This window comes from Mesorhizobium sp. B2-3-15 (genome assembly GCF_006442875.1).
GTDB lineage: Bacteria > Pseudomonadota > Alphaproteobacteria > Rhizobiales > Rhizobiaceae > Mesorhizobium > Mesorhizobium australicum.
Window position 1 is genome coordinate 215,467 of sequence record NZ_VFVO01000002.1, and the last position, 20,981, is coordinate 236,447.

General features: G+C 62.9%; 18 protein-coding genes. 14 read left to right on the top strand and 4 right to left on the bottom strand.

Going from position 1 to position 20,981, the window contains the following annotated elements; genetic code table 11:
• The first annotated feature begins 85 nt into the window (after nucleotides 1–85).
• The 4 genes from lnt (at nucleotide 86) to FJ954_RS05140 (ending at nucleotide 4,399) form a co-directional block, all read left to right on the top strand.
• Entirely contained in the window at nucleotides 86–1,678 is a 1,593-nt protein-coding gene (lnt, locus tag FJ954_RS05125) for an apolipoprotein N-acyltransferase (protein WP_015314014.1), read from the top strand.
• 138 nt (nucleotides 1,679–1,816) lie between these two features.
• Entirely contained in the window at nucleotides 1,817–2,236 is a 420-nt protein-coding gene (locus tag FJ954_RS05130) for a helix-turn-helix transcriptional regulator (RefSeq protein WP_127279029.1), read from the top strand.
• A 168-nt stretch (nucleotides 2,237–2,404) separates the two neighbouring features.
• Nucleotides 2,405–3,670, top strand: a complete 1,266-nt coding sequence (gene metK / locus FJ954_RS05135) for a methionine adenosyltransferase (RefSeq protein WP_140660644.1) — start codon at nucleotides 2,405–2,407, stop codon at nucleotides 3,668–3,670.
• Between the two features lie 27 nt (nucleotides 3,671–3,697).
• Nucleotides 3,698–4,399, top strand: a complete 702-nt coding sequence (locus FJ954_RS05140; RefSeq protein ID WP_041163235.1) for a tRNA (guanosine(46)-N(7))-methyltransferase TrmB — start codon at nucleotides 3,698–3,700, stop codon at nucleotides 4,397–4,399.
• Nucleotides 4,400–4,450: 51 nt separating this feature from the next.
• Here the strand turns inward: FJ954_RS05140 and FJ954_RS05145 are convergent, their stop codons facing one another.
• Nucleotides 4,451–4,615: a hypothetical protein gene (locus FJ954_RS05145; protein WP_140660645.1), complete on the bottom strand. Its 165-nt coding sequence runs from the start codon at nucleotides 4,613–4,615 to the stop codon at nucleotides 4,451–4,453.
• A gap of 285 nt (nucleotides 4,616–4,900) precedes the next feature.
• Here FJ954_RS05145 and rimP point away from each other — a divergent pair, with 285 nt between their 5' ends.
• The 10 genes from rimP to FJ954_RS05195 all read left to right on the top strand — a co-directional run bounded on the left by rimP (nucleotide 4,901) and on the right by FJ954_RS05195 (nucleotide 17,090).
• Nucleotides 4,901–5,548, top strand: coding sequence for a ribosome maturation factor RimP (gene rimP / locus FJ954_RS05150; protein WP_140614778.1), 648 nt, complete (start codon nucleotides 4,901–4,903; stop codon nucleotides 5,546–5,548).
• A 49-nt stretch (nucleotides 5,549–5,597) separates the two neighbouring features.
• Nucleotides 5,598–7,193 (top strand): transcription termination factor NusA, encoded by a 1,596-nt coding sequence (nusA, locus tag FJ954_RS05155; RefSeq protein ID WP_015314008.1) that lies wholly within the window; start codon nucleotides 5,598–5,600, stop codon nucleotides 7,191–7,193.
• A gap of 38 nt (nucleotides 7,194–7,231) precedes the next feature.
• The gene (locus FJ954_RS05160; RefSeq protein WP_140660892.1) at nucleotides 7,232–7,882 is read left to right on the top strand and encodes an RNA-binding protein; all 651 of its coding nucleotides are present in this window, start codon (nucleotides 7,232–7,234) and stop codon (nucleotides 7,880–7,882) included.
• A complete protein-coding gene (infB, locus tag FJ954_RS05165; protein ID WP_015314006.1) occupies nucleotides 7,879–10,455 on the top strand; it encodes a translation initiation factor IF-2 in 2,577 nt (858 codons plus the stop codon). Before FJ954_RS05160 ends, infB begins: the two co-directional genes overlap by 4 nt.
• 139 nt (nucleotides 10,456–10,594) lie before the next feature.
• Entirely contained in the window at nucleotides 10,595–11,005 is a 411-nt protein-coding gene (gene rbfA, locus FJ954_RS05170) for a 30S ribosome-binding factor RbfA (RefSeq protein ID WP_015314005.1), read from the top strand.
• Complete coding sequence (gene truB / locus FJ954_RS05175) at nucleotides 11,005–11,985, top strand: tRNA pseudouridine(55) synthase TruB (protein ID WP_140660646.1); 981 nt, start codon at nucleotides 11,005–11,007, stop codon at nucleotides 11,983–11,985. The genes rbfA and truB overlap by 1 nt, the downstream gene beginning before the upstream one ends.
• A gap of 52 nt (nucleotides 11,986–12,037) precedes the next feature.
• Entirely contained in the window at nucleotides 12,038–13,132 is a 1,095-nt protein-coding gene (corA, locus tag FJ954_RS05180) for a magnesium/cobalt transporter CorA (RefSeq protein WP_140660647.1), read from the top strand.
• Between the two features lie 181 nt (nucleotides 13,133–13,313).
• A complete protein-coding gene (rpsO, locus tag FJ954_RS05185) occupies nucleotides 13,314–13,583 on the top strand; it encodes a 30S ribosomal protein S15 (protein ID WP_015314002.1) in 270 nt (89 codons plus the stop codon).
• A gap of 279 nt (nucleotides 13,584–13,862) precedes the next feature.
• Nucleotides 13,863–16,010: a polyribonucleotide nucleotidyltransferase gene (pnp, locus tag FJ954_RS05190; protein WP_015314001.1), complete on the top strand. Its 2,148-nt coding sequence runs from the start codon at nucleotides 13,863–13,865 to the stop codon at nucleotides 16,008–16,010.
• 69 nt (nucleotides 16,011–16,079) lie between these two features.
• Nucleotides 16,080–17,090, top strand: a complete 1,011-nt coding sequence (locus FJ954_RS05195) for a class I SAM-dependent methyltransferase (RefSeq protein ID WP_140660648.1) — start codon at nucleotides 16,080–16,082, stop codon at nucleotides 17,088–17,090.
• Between the two features lie 116 nt (nucleotides 17,091–17,206).
• On the opposite strand, the gene FJ954_RS05200 is transcribed toward FJ954_RS05195, so the two are convergent.
• The 3 genes from FJ954_RS05200 to fabB all read right to left on the bottom strand — a co-directional run bounded on the left by FJ954_RS05200 (nucleotide 17,207) and on the right by fabB (nucleotide 20,946).
• Nucleotides 17,207–18,751 carry a bifunctional diguanylate cyclase/phosphodiesterase gene (locus FJ954_RS05200; protein ID WP_140660649.1) on the bottom strand — a complete coding sequence of 515 codons (1,545 nt, stop codon included), beginning with the start codon at nucleotides 18,749–18,751 and terminating at the stop codon, nucleotides 17,207–17,209.
• Between the two features lie 130 nt (nucleotides 18,752–18,881).
• The gene (fabI, locus tag FJ954_RS05205; RefSeq protein ID WP_140660650.1) at nucleotides 18,882–19,694 is read right to left on the bottom strand and encodes an enoyl-ACP reductase FabI; all 813 of its coding nucleotides are present in this window, start codon (nucleotides 19,692–19,694) and stop codon (nucleotides 18,882–18,884) included.
• Between the two features lie 31 nt (nucleotides 19,695–19,725).
• Complete coding sequence (fabB, locus tag FJ954_RS05210) at nucleotides 19,726–20,946, bottom strand: beta-ketoacyl-ACP synthase I (RefSeq protein WP_023773045.1); 1,221 nt, start codon at nucleotides 20,944–20,946, stop codon at nucleotides 19,726–19,728.
• Nucleotides 20,947–20,981 lie beyond the last annotated feature (35 nt).

Sequence of the window (20,981 nt, forward strand, 5' to 3'; positions counted from 1 at the left end):
AGCGGCCGGGTAATCACGCCGGCGTTTGGAGCGCGCGGCGCGGCCTGATAAATCTTAGCTCCTGATTCGCGCGACGGAAATACGCATGGAGCGCCTTGCCGGCCGGATAATTCTGCTTTGGGGTTGGCGGCGTTCGCTCGTGGCGTTTTTCGCTGGGGCGCTCACGGTTCTGGGCCAGGCGCCTTACGATTTCTTTGCCGCCTGTTTCATTTCGTTTCCGCTGCTGGTCTGGCTGCTCGATGGCGCGACCGGCGAAGCCTCGGGCAGCCTGTTGCGGCGCCTGCGGCCGGCTTTCGCCGTCGGTTGGTGGTTCGGCTTCGGTTATTTCCTCGCCGGCCTCTGGTGGATCGGCTCGGCGCTGCTGGTCGAGGCCGACGACTTTGCCTGGGCGCTGCCGTTCGCGGTGGTCGGCATTCCCTTCGCGCTCGCATTTTTCTATGGCTTCGCAACGGTGGTCGCGCGGCTCCTGTGGAGCAGCGATATCGGCCGTATCGCTGCCCTTGCCTTCGGTTTTGCGCTGGCGGAGTGGCTGCGAGGGTTCCTGTTCACCGGTTTCCCCTGGAACGCCATCGGCTACGCGGCGATGCCGGTGCCGCTTTTGATGCAGAGCGTCTCGGTGACCGGCATGATCGGCATGAACGCGCTCGCGGTTTTCCTTTTCGCGCTGCCGGCGCTGCTGGCGGCGCGTCGGCATCTTCGGCTGGGCGCCGCGCTGTTTGTCGTGCTCGCCGCCGCCCATGTCGGCTTTGGCTATGTCAGGCTCAACGCCCCCGAAAAGCCGGCGACGCGCAGTCTCGATGTCCGCATCGTCCAGCCGGCCGTGGATCTGTCGGAAAAATGGGATGCCTCGGTGCGCGACCGCATCTTCGCCACCTTGCTGGGCCTCTCCGCAAAGGCGCCGGACCCAGGTCACGAAAAACCGCAATTGATTCTCTGGCCGGAAACCTCGGTACCGTTCCTTTTCACGGAGCGCCCTGACGCCTTGACGGCGCTGGGCGACATGCTGGGCGACGGCCAGATGCTGATCGCCGGCGTCGTGCGTGAGGAGGGCGGCTCGGCGGCCAGCGCCGACAGCCGCTACTACAACTCCGTGGTGGCGATCAACGACAAGGGCGAGATCGCCGACGCCGTGGACAAGGTTCATCTGGTGCCGTTCGGCGAGTATCTGCCTTTCGCCGACCTGCTCGCTCGTTTCGGCATCGAACAGCTGGTCGCCGGGCCGCTGACGTTCACGGCCGGCAACGAGCGTCATGCCATCACGCTTCCGGGCGGCATTCGTGCCCTGCCATTTATCTGTTATGAGGTGATCTTTCCCGATCTGGTGGCAGTTGACGCTACGTCAGCGCAGCTTATTGTGAACGTTACCAACGATGCATGGTTCGGCGACACGCCGGGACCGTATCAGCATTTCAGGCAGGCCCAGATTCGCGCGGTGGAGAATGGATTGCCCTTGTTGCGTGCTGCCAACAACGGCATCTCGGCCGTGGTCGACGCCCGTGGCCGCGTCGTCGACGCCCTTGCGATCGACGCGCGCGGAGCCATCGATGTGAAGGTGCCTGTTTCCGCACAGACGGTCATTTCGTCCAGCCAGCGGCGCATTAACGGAATGCTGATCATGTTGCTGTTTGCGCTTGTAGGGGGGCTGTTGAACGTAAGGCAAAAGCTACGGGTGAATTGACAGCTGGCACATTAGAAACTCATACTGTACCGCCTGAAAATTTCTCGAAGCTGGTGGATCGTTCTGTTGGGGCAGTCGCCTCCGGCTTTCTTTGGGCAGGAAAAAATCACAAAGCCGAAAAAATTCGGCGAGGAAAAAATGACAGAAGAAAACAAGAAGAAGCCCAATCCCATCGATATTCACGTGGGAAGCCGGGTCCGGCTTCGCCGCAATATGCTCGGAATGAGCCAGGAAAAGCTGGGCGAGAATCTCGGCATCACGTTCCAACAAATCCAGAAATATGAAAAGGGCACCAATCGCGTCGGTGCCAGCCGCCTGCAGGCGATTGCCTCCATACTCGGCGTCCCCGTCGCCTTCTTTTTCGAGGATGCGCCAGGCCAGGAATTGACCGCCAACCGCGGCTTTGCCGAGGATAGTTCGATGGCTTTCGCTGTCGAGTTCTGCGGCAGTCCCGAAGGACTTCAGCTCAACCGGGCCTTTGTCAAGATCGCCGACGTCAAGGTACGCCGCAGGATCATTGACCTGGTGAAATCGCTCGCCGAGGACGATCTCGACTGATCCGCAATGCGCTTTGCGCCGGCGGCATGCGCCGCCGGTGGCACAAGATATCGCCTCCGACATTCAGGCCAGAGCGGCGGCAGCGCTTGACGAGCAGCGCTTTGCCCCGCTAACACGTGGCGCGCCAAAATCGGCAGCCTGCCGATCGTTTTTCAAGAGGGGACACCCGTGACGCGGCAGAACTACTTCTTTACCTCGGAATCCGTAGCCGAGGGCCATCCCGACAAAGTCTGTGACCGCATCTCCGACGAAATCGTCGATCTGGTCTATCGTGAAGCCAAGAAGACCGGCATGGACCCATGGAAAGTCCGTGTCGCCTGCGAGACGCTCGCGACCACCAACCGGGTCGTCATCGCCGGTGAAGTGCGCGTTCCCGAGACGTTGTTGAAGAAGGACAAGGCCGGCAACATCCTCAAGGATGCCGCGGGCCACCCCGTCGTCAACCCGGCGAAGTTCAAATCCGTCGCCCGCAAGGCGATCCGTGAGATCGGCTACGAGCAGGCCGGCTTTCACTGGAAGACGGCCAAGATCGAGGTCCTGCTGCATGGCCAGTCGCCTGATATCGGCCAGGGCGTCGACAATGCCGCCGACCGTCAGGGCGAGGAAGGTGCCGGCGACCAGGGCATCATGTTCGGCTATGCCTGCCGCGAGACGCCGGACCTGATGCCGGCGCCGATCTACTACAGCCACAAGATTCTCGAACTGCTGGCAGCGGCCCGCCACGAAAACAACGGTGAGGCCGGCAAGCTCGGGCCGGACGCGAAAAGCCAGGTCACCGTGCGCTATGTCGACGGCAAGGCCGCCGAGGCGACGCAGATCGTGCTGTCGACCCAGCATCTGGATTCAAGCTGGGATTCCAAGAAGGTCCGCAAGGTCGTGGAACCTTATATCCGCGAGGCATTGGGCGACCTCAAGATCGCTGACGATTGCATGTGGTACATCAACCCGACCGGCAAGTTCGTCATCGGCGGTCCGGATGGCGATGCAGGCCTGACCGGCCGCAAGATCATCGTCGACACCTATGGCGGCGCAGCCCCCCATGGCGGCGGCGCCTTTTCCGGCAAAGATACCACCAAGGTCGACCGGTCGGCTGCCTATGCGGCGCGCTACCTAGCCAAGAATGTCGTGGCGGCGAAGCTCGCCGAGCGCTGCACCATCCAGCTTTCCTACGCCATCGGTGTCGCCCAGCCGCTATCGGTCTATGTCGACCTGCACGGCACCGGCAAGGTCGACGAGGCAAAGCTCGAGGACGCGCTGCGCAGCGTGATGGACCTGTCGCCGTCAGGCATCCGCCGTCATCTCGACCTCAACAAGCCGATCTACGCCAAGACGTCGTCTTACGGCCATTTCGGCCGCAAGGCTGGCCGTGACGGGTCTTTCTCCTGGGAAAGGACCGATCTGGCCAAGGCGCTCAAGGATGCTGTCGCGGCCTGAGGGCGGCGGCAGGACTGGCGCCAGTCGATGAGTGACGCGGACAGGCCAAGCCGCATGACCGAAGCCTTCTTCGGTCGCCGGCGCGGCAAGCCCGTGCGCCCGCAGCAGGCCGCGGCGCTGGAAAGCGGGCTTGGCAAATACCGGCTCGATCTGACGGCCGAGGCACCGCCAGACCTGCGCGTCCTGTTTGCAGCAGAGGTTTCGGCGGTTCGGCTCGAGATCGGCTTTGGCGGCGGTGAACATCTCCTGCATCGCGCCATCGAGGCGCCCGCGACAGGCTTCATAGGCGTCGAGCCCTTCGTCAACGGCATGGCCAAGATGATGATGGCGGTGCGGGCAGCGCCGCTGGCCAATCTCAGGGTCTACGACGACGACGCCACCCAGTTGCTTGACTGGTTGCCGCCGGCCTCGCTCGACGGCATCGATCTTCTCTATCCCGATCCCTGGCCAAAGAAAAAACACTGGAAGCGGCGTTTCGTCAGTCCGGTCAATCTCGATCGTTTCGCACGCGTCCTGAAACCCGGCTCGAAATTCCGCTTTGCGTCCGACATCGACACTTATGTGAACTGGACCTTGCTGCATTGCCGGGCGCATGGCGCTTTCGCATGGCAGGCTGCGGAAGCGGCGGACTGGCATCGCTCCTATGAGGGCTGGCCCGGCACGCGCTATGAGGCAAAGGCCATTCGCGAGGGGCGCCGGCCGGCCTATCTGACTTTCGTCAGGACGTAGGTCCGCCAACCGGCAACCTGCCGGGAGGAGGGGATCGAATGCCTGTTGGAGTCAGAAACGACCGATCCTGTTGAACACGGCCGGATCCATGCCGAGATTGCGCAGGTCGTCGGCTCTGGGCTTGCGCCCGGCTTCCACGGCGCGAGACGCGGCAACGGCGCTGCCGAATGTGGTGAACAGATCGCCCAAGGCGGAGAATATCCTGCAGTTGCTCATGGTCTTGTCCTTTCGCGCGCCAGCGCGCCAATTCAATTCGTTTGATGGCTAATAAATAAGAGCGCGCCGCCGGCTCTCACAGGCGGATTGCCGCATGGCGGCCATGCGCCTGGAACAACCCTGAACCCACAGGCTTTCGTCCGGCCGGGACTGCGGACTTGAAACACGAACCGTGTTCGTTTATATCAGCCTCAAATTCTTGGTCGGTATGACGAAGAGTGGGTCCACCCGGTCCCGCTCTTTTTTATTACCTGCCGATAGGTTCGAGACCAACGATAGGCAACGATGACTGGAACGGCAAACGAAGGTGACGATCGCATCATCCGCGAAAGCGGCATCGATGCGCGCATTGCGCTGATCGTCCAGCCGGTGCTGCGCGGCATCGGCTTTCGCCTCGTGCGCGTGCATCTGTCCGGCCAGAACGGGCTGACGCTGCAGATCATGGCCGAGCGTGAGGACGGCACCATGACCGTCGAGGATTGCGAAGAGGTCAGCCGCGCGGTGTCGCCGGCGCTCGACGTCGATGATCCGATCGAAAAGGCCTATCACCTCGAAGTCTCTTCGCCCGGCATCGATCGGCCTCTGGTGCGCAAATCGGATTTCGTGACCTGGACCGGTCATCTGGTGAAGATGGAAACATCGGTCGTCGTCGCCGACCGCAAGCGCTTCAAGGGCAAGATCGCCGAAGCCGGTGAGAACGATGTGCTGATCGAGCGCGACAAGGCGGCCTATGGCGAGGAGCCGACAGTGCGCGTGCCCTACGATGCCATTGCCGATGTCAGGCTGATCCTGACCGACGACCTCATTCGCGAAGCGTTGTCCAAGGACAACAGGGAGCGCAAGGAAGCCAAGAGACGCCGCGGTGAACCGGACGACGATGTGTCCGAGGGTACGGAACCGGACGCCACGGAAGAACACGAACAGGAAATTTGATTGAGCTGCCGGGCGCAAAGGTCCGGCGAACAAGCTCGGGAGAAAGAACATGGTTGTAAGCGCCAACAGACTTGAACTGCTGCAGATTGCCGACGCGGTCGCGCGTGAGAAGTCGATCGACAAGTCGATCGTCATCGCCGCCATGGCCGATGCGATCCAGAAGGCGGCACGTTCGCGTTATGGCCAGGAGACCAACATTCGCGCCGACATCAACCCGAACACCGGCGAGATGAAGCTGCAGCGGCTGATGGAAGTGGTCGAGAAGGTCGACGATTACGCCACCCAGATCGCCATTTCCTCGGCGCGTGAGCGCAATCCCGACGCCCAGCTTGGCGATTTCATCGCCGAACTGCTGCCGCCGATGGACTTCGGCCGCATCGCCGCCCAGTCTGCCAAGCAGGTCATCGTGCAGAAGGTGCGCGAGGCCGAGCGTGACCGTCAGTACGACGAATACAAGGACCGTATCGGCGAGATCGTCAACGGCACCGTCAAGCGCGTCGAGTATGGCAACGTCATCGTCGATCTCGGCCGTGGCGAGGCGATCATCCGCCGCGACGAGCTGATCCCGCGCGAAAACTACAAATATGGCGATCGCGTGCGTGCCTATGTCTACGACGTGCGGCGCGAGCAGCGCGGCCCGCAGATATTCCTGTCGCGCACCCATCCGCAGTTCATGGCCAAACTCTTCACCATGGAAGTGCCGGAGATCTATGACGGCATCATCGAGATCAAGTCGGTCGCCCGCGACCCGGGCTCGCGCGCCAAGATCGCCGTCATTTCGCGTGACAGCTCGATCGATCCGGTCGGCGCCTGCGTCGGTATGCGCGGCAGCCGCGTCCAGGCCGTCGTCGGCGAATTGCAGGGCGAGAAGATCGACATCATTCCGTGGTCGCCTTCGGCGGCCTCCTTCATCGTCAATGCGCTGCAGCCGGCGGAAGTCGCCAAGGTCGTGCTCGACGAGGATGCGGAGCGTATCGAAGTGGTGGTTCCCGACGATCAGCTGTCGCTGGCCATCGGCCGCCGCGGCCAGAACGTGCGCCTTGCCTCGCAGCTCACCGGCTGGGACATCGACATCCTGACCGAGGCCGAGGAATCCGAGCGCCGCCAGAAGGAATTCGTCGAGCGCTCGGCGCTGTTCATGGAAGCCCTCGATGTCGACGAGATGGTCGGCCAGGTGCTGGCCTCGGAAGGCTTCACCAGCGTCGAGGAAGTCGCCTATGTCGATGCCGGCGAGATCGCCTCGATCGACGGCTTCGATGAGGATACAGCCTCGGAAATCCAGACCCGCGCCCGCGAATATCTGGAGAAGATCGAGGCCGAGCACGACGAGAAGCGCAAGGCGCTGGGCGTTTCGGATGATCTGCGCGAACTCCCCGGCGTCACCACCGCCATGATGGTGACGCTCGGCGAGGATGGCGTGAAGACGATCGAGGATTTCGCCGGCTATGCCGCCGACGACCTCACCGGCTGGAAGGAACGCAAGGACGGCGAGACCAAGGTCTATCCCGGCGTGCTGGCCAATCACGGCGTTTCGCGCGCCGATGCCGAGCAGATGGTTCTGGCCGCTCGCCTCAAGGCCGGCTGGATCACCGAAGACGAGCTTGCGGCCGAAGAAGAAACGGCCGACGAAGCCGTTGGTGCGTGAGGTGAAACCGCATCGCACACAACCCGCCCTTGGACGAGATGAACGATCGCACCTGCATCGTCACCCGCAAACAGGCCGAACCGGATGAACTGATCCGGTTCGTCGTCGGCCCGGATTCGGCCGTCGTTCCCGATCTCAAGAGAAATCTGCCCGGCCGTGGTTGCTGGGTGAGTGCGGACCGCCTACATATCGAGAAGGCGGCGGCCAAGAACCTTTTTGCCCGCGCCTTCAAGGCACAGGTGGTCGTGCCGGCCGATCTCGGCGGCATGGTCGACGGGCTGCTTTCCAGATACGCCCTCGGTATGCTGGGTCTTGCCCGCAAGGCAGGCTCGATTTCGCTAGGCGCTACCAAGGTCGAGAGCGCGGTGCGCGGCGGACTGGCGCTTTTCGTGCTCCACGCGACCGAAGCGTCCGAGGATGGCGTGCGCAAGATCAGCCAGGCGCGGCGGGCGACCGTCCATATCGGCGGCCCCTCCATCCTTGCCTACAAACTTTTCTCCGAGGCCGAGTTGAGCTTGGCATTGGGGGGTACAAATGTGATACATGCTGCCGTCCTCGCGGGAGACGCGGGTAAGGCGGTCCAGAAGCGCATGGTTGCGCTCGACCGATATCGGGGCGGTACCCCGGACGATCTTGCAATGCTTGCGGCCGTTGCTGACGAAGATGATGCCGCAGAGGATATGGAATGAGCGATACGAAATCGGGCGACGACAAGACGTTGAGTGTTACACCGAAGAAGACCTTGACGCTGAAGCGCCCCGGCATGGAACAGGGCACCGTGCGCCAGAACTTCTCGCACGGCCGTACCAAGTCGGTCGTGGTCGAGACCAAGAAGCGCAAGTTCTCGCTGCCCGGCGACAAGCCGGAGCCGGCCGCGGCTCCGCCTGCGCCCGTCTTCACGCCGAAGCCGGCGGTCGTGGCGGCGCCTGTCGTCCAGGAAGCGCCCAAGGCGCCACCCCCGCCGCCGGCTCCGGTCGAGCGCAGCGGCATGGTGCTGAACGAATTGTCGCGCAGCGAGATGGAAGCGCGCCGCAGGGCGCTCGAGGGTTCGAAGGTCCGCGAGGTCGAAGACCGTCAGCGGGCCGCCGAGGATGCCAAGCGCCGCGCCGAGGACGAAGAGCGCCGCAAGCGCGAACGTGAGGATTCGGCGCGCCGCCAGGCCGAGGAAGAGGCACGGTTGCAGACCGAGGCCGAATCGCGCCGCCGCGCCGAGGAAGAGGCGCGCCGCCGCGCACCGCAAGCCGCCGAGTTGGCGACCGCCGACGAGGAGGAAGAGGTCAAGCCGAAGCGGGCGACCGCCGGCGCACCGGTGCGCCGCCTGGTCACGCCCGAAGTGGCGCGCCCGGCAAAGCCCACCAAGAGCGAGGAAGACCGCCGCCGTGGCAAGCTGACACTGAACTCCGCGCTGTCCGACGAGGATGCCCGGGCTCGTTCGCTGTCGTCGATGCGTCGCCGCCAGGAAAAATTCAAGCGCGCGATGCACAACGAGCCGCGCGAGAAGGTCATGCGCGAAGTGATCCTGCCCGAGACCATCACCATCCAGGAACTGGCGCAGCGCATGTCGGAGCGTGCTGTCGACCTGGTCAAGTATTTCATGAAGCAGGGCCAGATCCTGAAGCCGGGCGACGTCATCGACGCCGACACGGCCGAACTGGTCGCCACCGAATTCGGTCATACGGTCCGCCGCGTTGCCGAGTCCGACATCGAGGAAGGCCTGTTCAACATCGCCGACAATGCCGAGGACCTGGTGTCGCGTCCGCCGGTCGTGACCATCATGGGCCACGTCGACCACGGCAAGACCTCGCTGCTCGATGCGATCCGCAATGCCAATGTCGTTTCCGGCGAGGCCGGCGGCATCACCCAGCATATCGGCGCCTATCAGGTCGAGAAGAACGGTCAGAAGATCACCTTCATCGACACGCCCGGCCACGCCGCCTTCACGGCGATGCGCGCCCGTGGCGCCCAGGCGACCGACATCGCCATCCTGGTGGTCGCGGCCGACGACAGCGTCATGCCGCAGACGATCGAATCGATCAGCCACGCCAAGGCGGCCGGCGTTCCGATCATCGTGGCGATCAACAAGATCGACAAGCATGACGCCGATCCGCAGAAGGTGCGTTCCGAACTGTTGCGCCATGAGGTCTTCGTCGAATCCATGGGCGGTGAAGTGCTGGACGTCGAAGTGTCGGCGACCAAGGGCACCAATCTCGACAAGCTGCTCGAGGCGATCCTGCTGCAGGCCGAAATCCTCGACCTCAAGGCCAACCCCGACCGTACCGCCGAGGGCGTCGTCATCGAGGCGCAGCTCGATAAGGGCCGTGGTCCCGTCGCCACCGTTCTGGTGCAGACCGGCACCTTGATGCCGGGCGACATCCTCGTCGCCGGCAATGAGTGGGGCCGCGTGCGCGCTCTGGTCAACGATCGCGGCGAGCAGATCAAGGAAGCACCGCCGGCGATGCCGGTCGAGGTGCTCGGCCTTCAGGGAACGCCGCAGGCCGGCGACCGCTTCGCCGTGGTCAACAACGAGGCCCGTGCCCGCGAGATCACCGAATATCGCCAGCGTCTGGCGCGCGAGAAGGCGGTGGCCAGGCATGCCGGCCAGCGCGGCTCGCTCGAACAGATGATGTCGCAGTTGCAGACGAGCGGGCTGAAGGAATTCCCGCTGGTCATCAAGGGCGACGTGCAGGGTTCGATCGAGGCGATCAATGCCGCGCTCGACAAGCTTGGGACCGACGAGGTTCGTGCGCGCATCGTTCATTCCGGCGCCGGCGCCATCACCGAAAGCGACGTCTCGCTGGCGGAAACGTCTGGCGCGGCGATCATCGGCTTCAACGTTCGCGCCAATGTGCAGGCACGTGCCGCGGCCGCAGCCGCGGGCATCGAGATCCGCTATTATTCGATCATCTACAACCTCGTGGATGACGTGAAGGCGGCTCTGTCGGGCCTGCTCTCGCCGGAGCGTCGCGAGACCTTCATCGGCAATGCCGAGATCCTCGAGATCTTCGACATCACCAAGGTCGGCAAGATCGCCGGCTGCCGTGTCACCGAAGGCAAGGTCGAGCGTGGTGCGGGCGTACGCTTGATCCGCGACAACGTCGTCATCCACGAAGGCACGCTGAAGACCCTGAAGCGCTTCAAGGACGAAGTTTCGGAAGTCCCGGGCGGCCAGGAGTGCGGCATGGCCTTCCAGAACTACGAGGACATGCGCGTCGGCGACGTCATCGAGTGCTTCCGCGTCGAGATGGTGACCCGCACACTCTGAGGTCGAGTGACTTGTCGATATCGGGCGGTGGTCGAAAGACCGCCGCCCCAAGCCTGTTGACCACAAGCCTGTTGAGAATAATCATTTGAGACATGCGGCACGGTCCCATCCCGCGCCTCACGCTTCAGGATCGAGAAAAATGCCCCGTTCCACCACATCAAGCCCATCCCAGCGCATGTTGCGCGTCGGTGAACAGGTGCGCCATGCGCTCTCGGAAACCCTGCAGCGCGGGGACATCATCGACCCGTTGATTGAAAATACCGTCGTTTCGGTGTCGGAAGTGCGGATGTCGCCGGATCTCAAGATCGCCACAGCCTTCGTTTCTCCGCTCGGCGCAAAGGATACCGACGCCGTGATCGAAGCGCTGAACAAGCATGCCAAGTTCGTGCGCGGCCGCGTCTCCGGCGCGCTCCGGCAGATGAAGTACATGCCGGAGTTCCGTTTCCGGCTGGATACGTCCTTCGACAATTTCGCCAGGATCAACGACCTGCTGAAGTCGCCCGAAGTGGCACGCGACCTGGATAGCGACGACAACAAGGAAGAAGAATAATGGGGCGTCGCGGCAAGAAGAAGGGCCGGCCGGTCTCCGGCTGGGTGGTGCTGGACAAGCCGGTCGGTATGGGCTCGACCGAGGCCGTCTCCAAGATCAAATGGCTGTTCCAGGCCGAAAAGGCCGGCCATGCCGGCACGCTCGACCCTCTTGCCTCCGGCATGCTGCCGATCGCGCTCGGCGAGGCCACCAAGACCGTGCCCTACGTGCAGGACGGCGCCAAGATTTACCGTTTCACCGTTGCCTGGGGACAGGAGCGGTCGACCGATGACCTCGAAGGTCCGGTGACGAAAGAGGCCGATCAGCGTCCATCGGAAGCCGATGTCCGGGTGTTGCTGCCGAAATACACCGGCGTCATTATGCAGACGCCACCGCAATTTTCCGCGATCAAGATTGCGGGTGAACGCGCCTACGACCTCGCCCGCGAAGGCGAGACGGTCGACATACCGCCGCGCGAGATCGAGATCGGCCGGCTCGACATTGTCGAGCACAAGCCGGACCAGACGATTTTCGAGGTCGAATGCGGCAAGGGTACTTATGTGCGTTCGCTGGCCCGCGACATGGGCCGCGACCTCGGCTGCTTCGGCCATATCAGCGAACTGCGCCGGGTCGAGGTCGAGCCGTTTACGCCAGAGGACTTCGTCACCATCGCCGAACTCGAGGCCGCGCGCTTCGGCGCGCAAGGTGACGATAAACCGGATCCGGAGGCAGATGCCGCGGACGCAGTGGAGATGCCTATCGATTTCGGCGCCATCGACGGGCTTCTCGTCGACACCTCGGCGGCGCTCGACTGCCTGCCGCAGATCGCGATCAGCGACGATGCCGCGACCAAGATCCGCCTCGGCAATCCGGTCATCATTCGTGGCCGTGACGCGCCGGTGGAGGCGGAAGAAGCCTGTGCGACGGCGCGCGGCAAGCTCGTCGCCATCGGCGCTATCGAGCAAGGCATGTTCAAGCCCAAGCGGGTCTTTGCCGGGTGATCGGTCTGATCGCGATGGCGGTATAGGACAAGCAGGTTCGACGGGTGGGGGCATGGCAAAGGCCGAGGTGGTGAAAAAACGGGCGCCGGTGAAGACGAGACGGCCTCCGGTTGGCGCCTCGCCCGGCACGCTGATCGCCGATCCGGCGGCGCGGCGCTCCGAACTGCGGCTGACCTTGATCTCGCCGCAGAAGTTCAAGACCATCGAGAACGCCAGCATCGACGACGTCGAGGTCAGTTGCCGGAAATGGCCCGTCATCTGGCTCGACTGCACCGGCCTTGCCAACATCCAATTGATCGAGGAGATCGGCCGCATCTTCAGCCTGCATCCGCTGGCGCTGGAGGATGTCGTCAACACCGGCCAGCGGCCGAAAGTCGACTTCTTCGAGGATCACGCCTTCGTCGTCATGCGCATGATCGACGATGTCACGTCGCATCGCTATGAGCAGATCGCTCTCTTCCTCGGCGAGAACTTCGTCGTCACCTTCCAGGAGCGCGAGGGCGATCCGTTCGATCCGGTGCGCAAGCGCATCGAGAGTTCGGCCCCGAACCGGTTGCGCACGCGCGGCGCCGACTATCTCGCCTATGCGCTGATCGACGCCATCGTCGACAGCTATTTTCCGCCGATCGAGGCTGCCGGCGACCTGGTCGACAGCATTGAGGACCAGATGCTGCATTCGACGCACAAGCACCAGATGCGGCAGCTGCACGAATTGCGGCGCGATGCCAATGTTTTGAAAGGCGTGCTGTGGCCCATGCGCGATGCGCTGGCAACGCTGATCCGCAACGACGTGGCCTATGTCACAGCCGAGACCAAGGTCTTCCTCAACGACACGCTCGACCATTCGCTCAGGCTGATCGAGCTGGTCGAGACCCAGCGCGACATGCTGACCGGCCTGATCGAAATGCATCTGTCGCTGAGCCAGGCCCGCACCAACGACGTCATCTCCTATCTCACCATCGTTTCGGTCATCTTCATGCCGCTCACCTTCCTGGTCGGCATCTGGGGCATGAACTTCGACCCCGCCAGCTCGCCATGGAATATGCCGGAGCTGAAGGCGTACTACGGCTATCCCTTGTCTCTGCTGTTCATGGCTGCCGTCGCTGTCGGGCTGATTGCATTCTTCAAATGGAAGAAATGGCTTTGACCGGGTTTAAACCTGTCATTTGAGCCTCAAAAGCCGGCTTGTGAATTGGGCTGGTGTTTTTCTGGGAATTGCACTATATGCGCCGCAGCATAGCGCCTTGACGCTTTGCATGCACGGCCCCTGCTGGACGACATCCCGGCTGTGGGCGACCCGTTTCCTCAAACAGATAAGGAAAAACACGATGTCGATTACTGCCGAGCGCAAACAGGAATTGATGGGTGAATTCGCAACCGCCAAGGGCGATACCGGGTCTCCGGAAGTCCAGGTGGCCATCCTTTCCGAGCGCATCAAGAACCTGACCGACCATTTCAAGGACCACAAGAAGGATAACCATTCCCGCCGTGGTCTGCTCGCTCTCGTGTCCCAGCGCCGCAGCCTGCTTGATTATCTCAAGCGCAAGGACGACTCGCGCTATCAGACACTGATCGAGAAGCTCGGTCTGCGCCGTTGACGAATTGACCGGCGGGCTTTCTTCGGAGAGCCCGCCGGTCGCGCATTCTGCCAGTCGCACAGGCTGGCCAGACCCGGTTTCGAACGTGCAAAGGGCCGCTCGAAACCGCCCATGGACGGTCATGGGGCAGGATTGCAGGACGCTCGCGCGCGCTTGTCGCGCCTAAATCACCCGAGCTTCCCGTTGTCTTGCCCGTGGCTGCCCGAGAAAGGAAGCCAGGCAAAGGGCATCCGCGCACCGTGAAACGGCGCGGCCCTTTCCGCTTATTAAGGACAAGACATGTTCAATCACCACAAAGTGGAAATCGAATGGGGCGGTCGTCCGCTCATCCTGGAGACCGGCAAGATCGCGCGCCAGGCCGACGGCGCGGTGCTCGCCACCTACGGCGAGACCAAGGTTCTCGCCACCGTCGTTTCGATGAAGGAGCCCAAGCCCGGTCTCGACTTCTTTCCGCTGACCGTCAATTACCAGGAAAAGACGTATGCCGCCGGCAAGATCCCGGGCGGCTATTTCAAGCGCGAAGGCCGTCCGAGCGAGAAGGAAACGCTGGTTTCCCGCCTCATCGACCGCCCGATCCGCCCGCTCTTCGCCGCCGGCTACAAGAACGACACGCAGATCGTCGTCACCGTCGTCCAGCACGATCTCGAAAATGACCCGGACATCCTGTCGATCGTCGCCACCTCGGCGGCCCTGACCCTGTCGGGCGTTCCCTTCATGGGCCCGATCGGCGGCGCGCGCGTCGGCTACATCAATGGCGAATATGTGCTGAACCCGCATGTCGACGAGATGCAGGAATCCAAGCTCGACCTCATCGTTGCCGGCACCACTGATGCCGTGCTGATGGTCGAGTCGGAAGCCAAGGAACTCGGCGAAGAGCTGATGCTCGGCGCTGTCATGTTCGGCCACAAGGGCTTCCAGCCGGTCATCGACGCCATCATCAAGCTGGCGGAAGTTGCCGCCAAGGAGCCGCGCGACTTCACCGCGCCGGATTATTCCGCGCTTGAGGCCGAGATGCTGAAGATCGTCGGCGACGAGCTCAGCAATGCCTACAAGAACGTCGACAAGCAGAAGCGCTACGCCGCCGTCGACGCTGTCAAGGCGAAGGTCAAGGCCGCGTTTGCCCCGGCTGAAGGCGAGGACGCAAAGTACACCTCCGAACAGATCGGCTCGGTATTCAAGGAATTGCAGGCGAAGGTCGTTCGCTGGAACATCCTCGACACCGGCGCGCGCATCGATGGCCGCGACTTGAGCACGGTTCGCAAGATCGTCTCCGAAGTCGGCGTCCTGCCGCGCACCCATGGTTCGGCGCTGTTCACCCGCGGCGAGACCCAGGCGCTCGTGGTTGCCACGCTCGGCACCGGCGAGGATGAGCAGTACGTCGATTCCCTGACCGGCATGTACAAGGAGAAATTCCTCCTTCACTACAACTTCCCTCCCTACTCCGTCGGTGAGACCGGCCGCATGGGTTCGCCGGGCCGCCGCGAAATCGGCCATGGCAAGCTCGCCTGGCGCGCCATCCGTCCGATGCTGCCCTCCGCCGACCAGTTCCCCTACACGCTGCGCGTCGTCTCGGAGATCACCGAGTCCAACGGCTCGTCCTCGATGGCTACCGTCTGCGGCACCTCGCTGGCGCTGATGGATGCCGGCGTGCCGCTGGCCAAGCCGGTGGCCGGTATCGCCATGGGCCTGATCAAGGAAGGCGAGCGCTTCGCCGTGCTCTCCGACATCTTGGGCGACGAGGATCACCTCGGCGACATGGACTTCAAGGTTGCCGGCACCGAAGGCGGCATCACCTCGCTGCAGATGGACATCAAGATCGACGGCATCACCGAGGAGATCATGAAGATCGCCCTTGGCCAGGCCAAGGACGGTCGCCTGCATATCCTCGGCGAGATGTCCCATGCTCTGACCGGCGCCCGCCCCGAACTCGGCGAGTTCGCGCCGCGCATCGAGGTCATGCACATCCCGACCGACAAGATCCGCGACGTCATCGGTTCGGGCGGCAAGGTCATCCGCGAGATCGTCGAGAAGACCGGCGCCAAGATCAACATCGAGGACGACGGCACGGTCAAGATCGCTTCGTCGAACGCCAAGGAGATCGAGGCGGCGAAGAAGTGGATCCACACCATCGTCGCCGAGCCGGAAGTCGGCGAGATCTACGAAGGCACGGTCGTGAAGACCGCCGACTTCGGCGCCTTCGTCAACTTCTTCGGTCCGCGTGACGGCCTCGTCCACATCTCGCAGCTTGCCAACGACCGGGTCGCCAAGACCTCGGACGTCGTCAAGGAAGGCGACAAGGTCTGGGTCAAGCTGATGGGCTTCGACGAGCGCGGCAAGGTCCGCCTGTCGATGAAGGTCGTCGACCAGGCCACCGGCAAGGAAATCGCCCGCGACAAGAAGACCGAAGGCGAAGAAAACGCCGCCTGAGGCCTCTGACGGAAAAATCGAAGCGGGCGCGGCTTATGTCGCGCCCGCTTTTGTTTATGGAGCACGGCTATGTCCGCTGAAGCGTTGAAGACGCTTTTTCACCCGTTCGAGGCCGGGGCTCTTTCCCTGCCGGGCAGGGGCGAGCGCATCCTCTTCCTTGGCGCCGAACCCGGCCTGCGCTTGCCACCGGGTTTCGAGGCTACGCTGCATCTCGTACAGGGCTTTCGGCCGTATTTTCGCGCGTTGCAGGCAGCTGGCTTCACGGTCACGCCGCGATCGGCTGGTGAGGATTTCGATGCAGTGCTTGTGCTCGCCGGCCGCCATCGCGGCGAGAACGAACTGCGCATCGCCGAGGCTCTCGAGCGGGTGGCGGAGGGCGGATTGATCGTCATTGCAGGTGGCAAGGAGGATGGCATCGCAAGCCTGCGCAAGCGCGTCGGCGATCTTGTTCTGCTTGATAGCCACATGCCAAAATATCACGGTATTGCCTTCTGGCTGCGTCGTCCGGTTGATGTGCAAGCCGCCGCCGCGCTTCGCGCCGCCAATCCCGCCTTGCTTGTTGAGGACCGGTTCCGCACCGCACCCGGCATGTTCTCCTTCGACCGCGTCGATACCGGTTCGAAACTGCTGGTCGACAATCTGCCCGGTGATTTGCGTGGCACCGCGGCCGATTTCTGCGCCGGCTGGGGCTATGTGGCGGCCGAGATGGCTGCCCGCTGTCCGGGCTTGTCGGCCCTCGATCTTTACGAGGCCGATTTCGATGCGCTGGAGGCCGCCAGGGGCAACCTTGCCAACACCTTGGCGCAGGGCTTCTTCTGGACGGATCTGCTGGCCGAGCCTGTCGAGCGCCGCTACGACGTCATCGCAATGAACCCACCCTTCCACCGCAGCCGTGCGGCCGAGCCCGAGATCGGCGTCGGCATGATCCGCGCCGCGGCCAAGGCCTTGAAGCCCGGTGGGCGCCTGTTCATGGTCGCCAACCGCCAGCTTCCCTACGAGCCGGTGCTGTCGGCCGCCTTTGCCAGCCACGCCGAGCTTGCCCGCGACGGTATGTTCAAGGTGTTTGTCGCACGGCGCTGACGCGATGCATTTAATGCGTGTCGCCCGGAATTGTCATCGGTTCGGGGACAACGCCATCCACAAATCAGAAGCTTACAGCAGGTCGGGCGAATCCTATTGCCGCGACATGTTGTAGGTCAGTGTAGATTGGCGACGCGCCGGACTTCGTCGGTGGCGTGCCTGTCACCAGCGCTGAATTTGAGCGGCGCCGGCCGGCCGAACAGATAACCCTGCACCACTTCGCAACCAGCTGCCCGCAGCAGTGTCGCCTGGTTCTCGGTCTCGACGCCCTCGGCAATGATGCTGACGCCAAGCGCCCGGGAAAGCCCGACAATGGTCGACACGACCGCGCCGGAGCTCGCATCGGTATCGATACGGCTGACGAAGGAGCGGTCGATCTTCAGCTTGCCGAATGAGAAGTCGATCAGATAGCTGAGGTTGGAATAGCCGGTGCCGAAATCATCGACGGCGACCGAGATCCCCATCTCGGCGAGTTCTTTTAGGATGGCGGCCGCGCGGTCGCGGTCCTGCATCATCGCCGTCTCGGTGACTTCCAGTTCCAGCCGTGACGGCTTGATGCCGGTGCTCCGCATCGTGTCGCGCACAAGGCCGACGAAATCCTTGGTCATGAACTGGACCGGCGAGATGTTGACGGCGACGAAACAGTCGTCCGGCAGATGGCGGGCATCGCTGCAGGCCTTGCGCAGCACCCATTCGCCGATCGGATTGATCATGCCGGTCTCCTCGGCGATCTGGATAAACTCCATCGGAGGGATCATGCCGCGTTCGGGATGCTGCCACCGGATCAACGCCTCGTAGCCGACGATGCGGCCGGTCGGAAGGTCGAGCTGCGGCTGATAATGCAGGTCGAAATCGCCGCGCTCGAACGCATTGTGCAGTTCGGACTCGACCCATTGGCGATGGTCGGCCACCCGCCCCATATCGCTGTTGAAGACCGACCAGTTGCCAACCCCGCTGGCGCGCGCATTCTGCAGCGCCAGGTTGGAACGGCGCAGGATGAGGACCGGATCGATCCCATCCTTGGGCATCGCCACGATGCCCACCGACAGGCTCACCGATTGCTGGTGGGTGCTGAGTTCATACGGCTCCATCATCTCGTCGATGAGCCTCTCGACCATGCTTTCCAGGGTCCCCTGGATCTGGTGATCGGGAAGCAGCACCGCGAACTCGCCGGCCCCGATCCGCCCGATCAGTGCGCGCGCCGGCACGCAGTCGTGCAGCCGCTTGGTGAAGGCGCGGATCAGTTCGTCACCGTGAGTGTAGCCGATTGCGTCGTTGATCTGCTTGAACCGGTCGATGTCGATGTCGATCAGGAACATCGGTTCCCCGGTGCGGCTTGTCGCGCATGCCGCCTCGGCGATCTTGCCGACCATCGCCGGGCGGGCCAGCAGTCCGGTCAGCTTGTCGAAATGGGTTTCGTTGAAGACGAAATCCGCCGATTCATCGACACCAGCAAAGAAGGACATTGCCGCCACCGATGCGGCCAGCGCACAAAGCGCGGCCATGATCGACACCATCATATCAGCCGAAATGCCGGCAAATCCGTCGCCGAGACCGTGCTTCAGCCCCCAGATTCCGAGGACGAAACTGCCAATGCCCGAACTTGCTATCGTGAGCAGTCGGAACACGGGTGTTCGCTTCGGGTTGATGGCGGCAGGCATGAAAAAGGTCCCCAGATGGGAGCTTTATAGCGGAAACCTTCTTAAAATGGGTTTCCGCGAATGAATCCAATTTTACCGGAGAGGATTATTTTCTTTACTGGCAAAAGACCCGCGTGACCGGGGCCGCTCGTCAGTCGCGACCGCCATCTGTCTGCTTCAACTCGTCGAGGGTCGGCATCGACACGATATGGTAGCCGGAATCGACATAGTGGATTTCGCCTGTGACGCCGGAAGCAAGGTCTGACAGGAGATACAGCGCGGAGCCGCCGACCTCGTCGATCGTCACCGTCCGGCGCAGCGGCGAGTTTCGTTGCTGGTAGGAGAACATGTGGCGGGCGTCCGAAATGCCGGCGCCGGCCAGTGTACGCACCGGACCGGCCGAGATGCCGTTGACCCGGATGCCGCGCGGACCGTAGTCGTTGGCGAGGTAGCGCACGCTGGCCTCCAGGCCGGCCTTGGCGACGCCCATGACATTATAGTTCGGCATGACGCGGACCGAGCCGGCATAGGTCAGCGTGATCATCGAGCCGCCGGCGGTCATCAGGGGCGCGGCATTGCGCGCCACCTCGGTGAAGGAATAGCAGGAGATCACCATGGTGCGGACGAAATTGTCGCGGCTGGTATCGGCATAGAGGCCTTTCAACTCGTTCTTGTCGGAAAAGCCGATGGCATGGACGACGAAGTCCAGTCCGCCCCACGCCTTGCCAAGCGTCTCGAACGTGGCGGCGACCGAAGCGCTGTCCTCGACGTCGCAGGGAACGACCAGCGAAGCGCCGAGCTTGTCGGCGAGCGGCTTGACCCGGCGGCCAAAAGCCTCGCCCTGGTAGGTGAAGGCCAGTTCCGCCCCCTGTTCGGACAATTTCCTGGCAATGCCCCAGGCGATCGAATGATCGTTGGCAACACCCATGACAAGCCCGCGCTTGCCCTTCATCAATCCGTCCATGGCCGGCAATCCTTATATGAAAAACTTGGCCTTATGCGGAGTAGCGCTGGAAAACGAGCGTCGCGTTGGTGCCGCCGAAACCGAAGGAGTTCGACAGAACGGTGTCGATCCCTGCGTTGTCGATGCGCTTGCGTACGATCGGCATGCCCTCGAATTCCGGATCTAGCGTCTCGATATGGGCGCTTTCGCCGATGAAGCCGCCTTGCATCATCAGGATCGAATAGATGGATTCCTGCACGCCCGCCGCGCCCAGAGAATGGCCGGTCAGCGACTTCGTCGACGTGATGAACGGCATCTTCTCGCCGAACACTTCACGGATCGCGCCCATTTCCTTGGAATCGCCGACCGGCGTCGAGGTGCCGTGCGTGTTGATGTAGTCGACCGGCGTGGAAACCGTCGCCAGCGCCTGGCGCATGCAGCGGACCGCGCCTTCGCCCGAGGGCGCAACCATGTCGAAACCGTCCGAAGTGGCGCCGTAGCCGACGATCTCCGCGTAGATCTTGGCGCCGCGCGCCTTGGCGTGCTCCAGCTCTTCCAGCACCAGTACGCCGGCGCCGCCGGCTATGACGAAGCCGTCGCGATTGGCGTCGTAGGCGCGCGATGCGGTCGGGGCCCTGTCGTTGAACTTCGACGACATGGCGCCCATGGCGTCGAACAGGTCCGACATCGTCCAGTCGAGATCCTCGTGGCCGCCGGCAAAGACCATGTCCTGCTTGCCCCACTGGATCAGCTCGTAGCCATTGCCGATGCAATGCGCCGAGGTCGAGCAGGCCGAGGAGATCGAATAGTTGACGCCATGGATCTTGAACCATGTTGCCAAGGTTGCCGAGGCCGTCGACGACATCGCCTTCGGCACCGCGAAGGGACCGATGCGCTTGGGGCTGCCGTTCTTGAGCGTGGTTTCGGCCGCCTCGACGATGGTGCGCGTGGAGGGACCGCCCGAACCCATGACGATGCCGGTGCGCTCGTTGGTGATGTCGCTCTCGTCGAGGCCGGCATCCGCGATCGCCTGGTCCATGGCGACGTGATTCCACGCCGCGCCCTGGCTCAGGAATCGCATCGCGCGGCGGTCGATCATCGCCGAAGGATCGAGCGTCGGCGCGCCCCAGACCTGGCACCGGAAGCCATGTTCGGCAAAGGAATCGGAAAAGCTGATGCCGGATCTGGCGTCATGCAGCGAGGTCTGCACCTCGTTGGCATTGTTGCCGATCGACGACACGATGCCGAGGCCTGTGACTACGACACGTCTCATTCGCAACTCCTTCCAGGGATGCTGGCCAATGCGCG

What these genes read in the sequence shown, in the direction of transcription:
- lnt (WP_015314014.1), top strand. Translation starts at nt 86, where the DNA reads ATGGAGCGCCTTGCCGGCCGGATAATTCTGCTTTGGGGTTGGCGGCGT.
- FJ954_RS05130 (WP_127279029.1), top strand. Translation starts at nt 1,817, where the DNA reads ATGACAGAAGAAAACAAGAAGAAGCCCAATCCCATCGATATTCACGTG.
- FJ954_RS05140 (WP_041163235.1), top strand. Translation starts at nt 3,698, where the DNA reads ATGAGTGACGCGGACAGGCCAAGCCGCATGACCGAAGCCTTCTTCGGT.
- FJ954_RS05145 (WP_140660645.1), bottom strand. Translation starts at nt 4,615, where the DNA reads ATGAGCAACTGCAGGATATTCTCCGCCTTGGGCGATCTGTTCACCACA.
- rimP (WP_140614778.1), top strand. Translation starts at nt 4,901, where the DNA reads ATGACTGGAACGGCAAACGAAGGTGACGATCGCATCATCCGCGAAAGC.
- nusA (WP_015314008.1), top strand. Translation starts at nt 5,598, where the DNA reads ATGGTTGTAAGCGCCAACAGACTTGAACTGCTGCAGATTGCCGACGCG.
- FJ954_RS05160 (WP_140660892.1), top strand. Translation starts at nt 7,232, where the DNA reads ATGAACGATCGCACCTGCATCGTCACCCGCAAACAGGCCGAACCGGAT.
- infB (WP_015314006.1), top strand. Translation starts at nt 7,879, where the DNA reads ATGAGCGATACGAAATCGGGCGACGACAAGACGTTGAGTGTTACACCG.
- rbfA (WP_015314005.1), top strand. Translation starts at nt 10,595, where the DNA reads ATGCCCCGTTCCACCACATCAAGCCCATCCCAGCGCATGTTGCGCGTC.
- truB (WP_140660646.1), top strand. Translation starts at nt 11,005, where the DNA reads ATGGGGCGTCGCGGCAAGAAGAAGGGCCGGCCGGTCTCCGGCTGGGTG.
- corA (WP_140660647.1), top strand. Translation starts at nt 12,038, where the DNA reads ATGGCAAAGGCCGAGGTGGTGAAAAAACGGGCGCCGGTGAAGACGAGA.
- rpsO (WP_015314002.1), top strand. Translation starts at nt 13,314, where the DNA reads ATGTCGATTACTGCCGAGCGCAAACAGGAATTGATGGGTGAATTCGCA.
- pnp (WP_015314001.1), top strand. Translation starts at nt 13,863, where the DNA reads ATGTTCAATCACCACAAAGTGGAAATCGAATGGGGCGGTCGTCCGCTC.
- FJ954_RS05195 (WP_140660648.1), top strand. Translation starts at nt 16,080, where the DNA reads ATGTCCGCTGAAGCGTTGAAGACGCTTTTTCACCCGTTCGAGGCCGGG.
- FJ954_RS05200 (WP_140660649.1), bottom strand. Translation starts at nt 18,751, where the DNA reads ATGCCTGCCGCCATCAACCCGAAGCGAACACCCGTGTTCCGACTGCTC.
- fabI (WP_140660650.1), bottom strand. Translation starts at nt 19,694, where the DNA reads ATGGACGGATTGATGAAGGGCAAGCGCGGGCTTGTCATGGGTGTTGCC.
- fabB (WP_023773045.1), bottom strand. Translation starts at nt 20,946, where the DNA reads ATGAGACGTGTCGTAGTCACAGGCCTCGGCATCGTGTCGTCGATCGGC.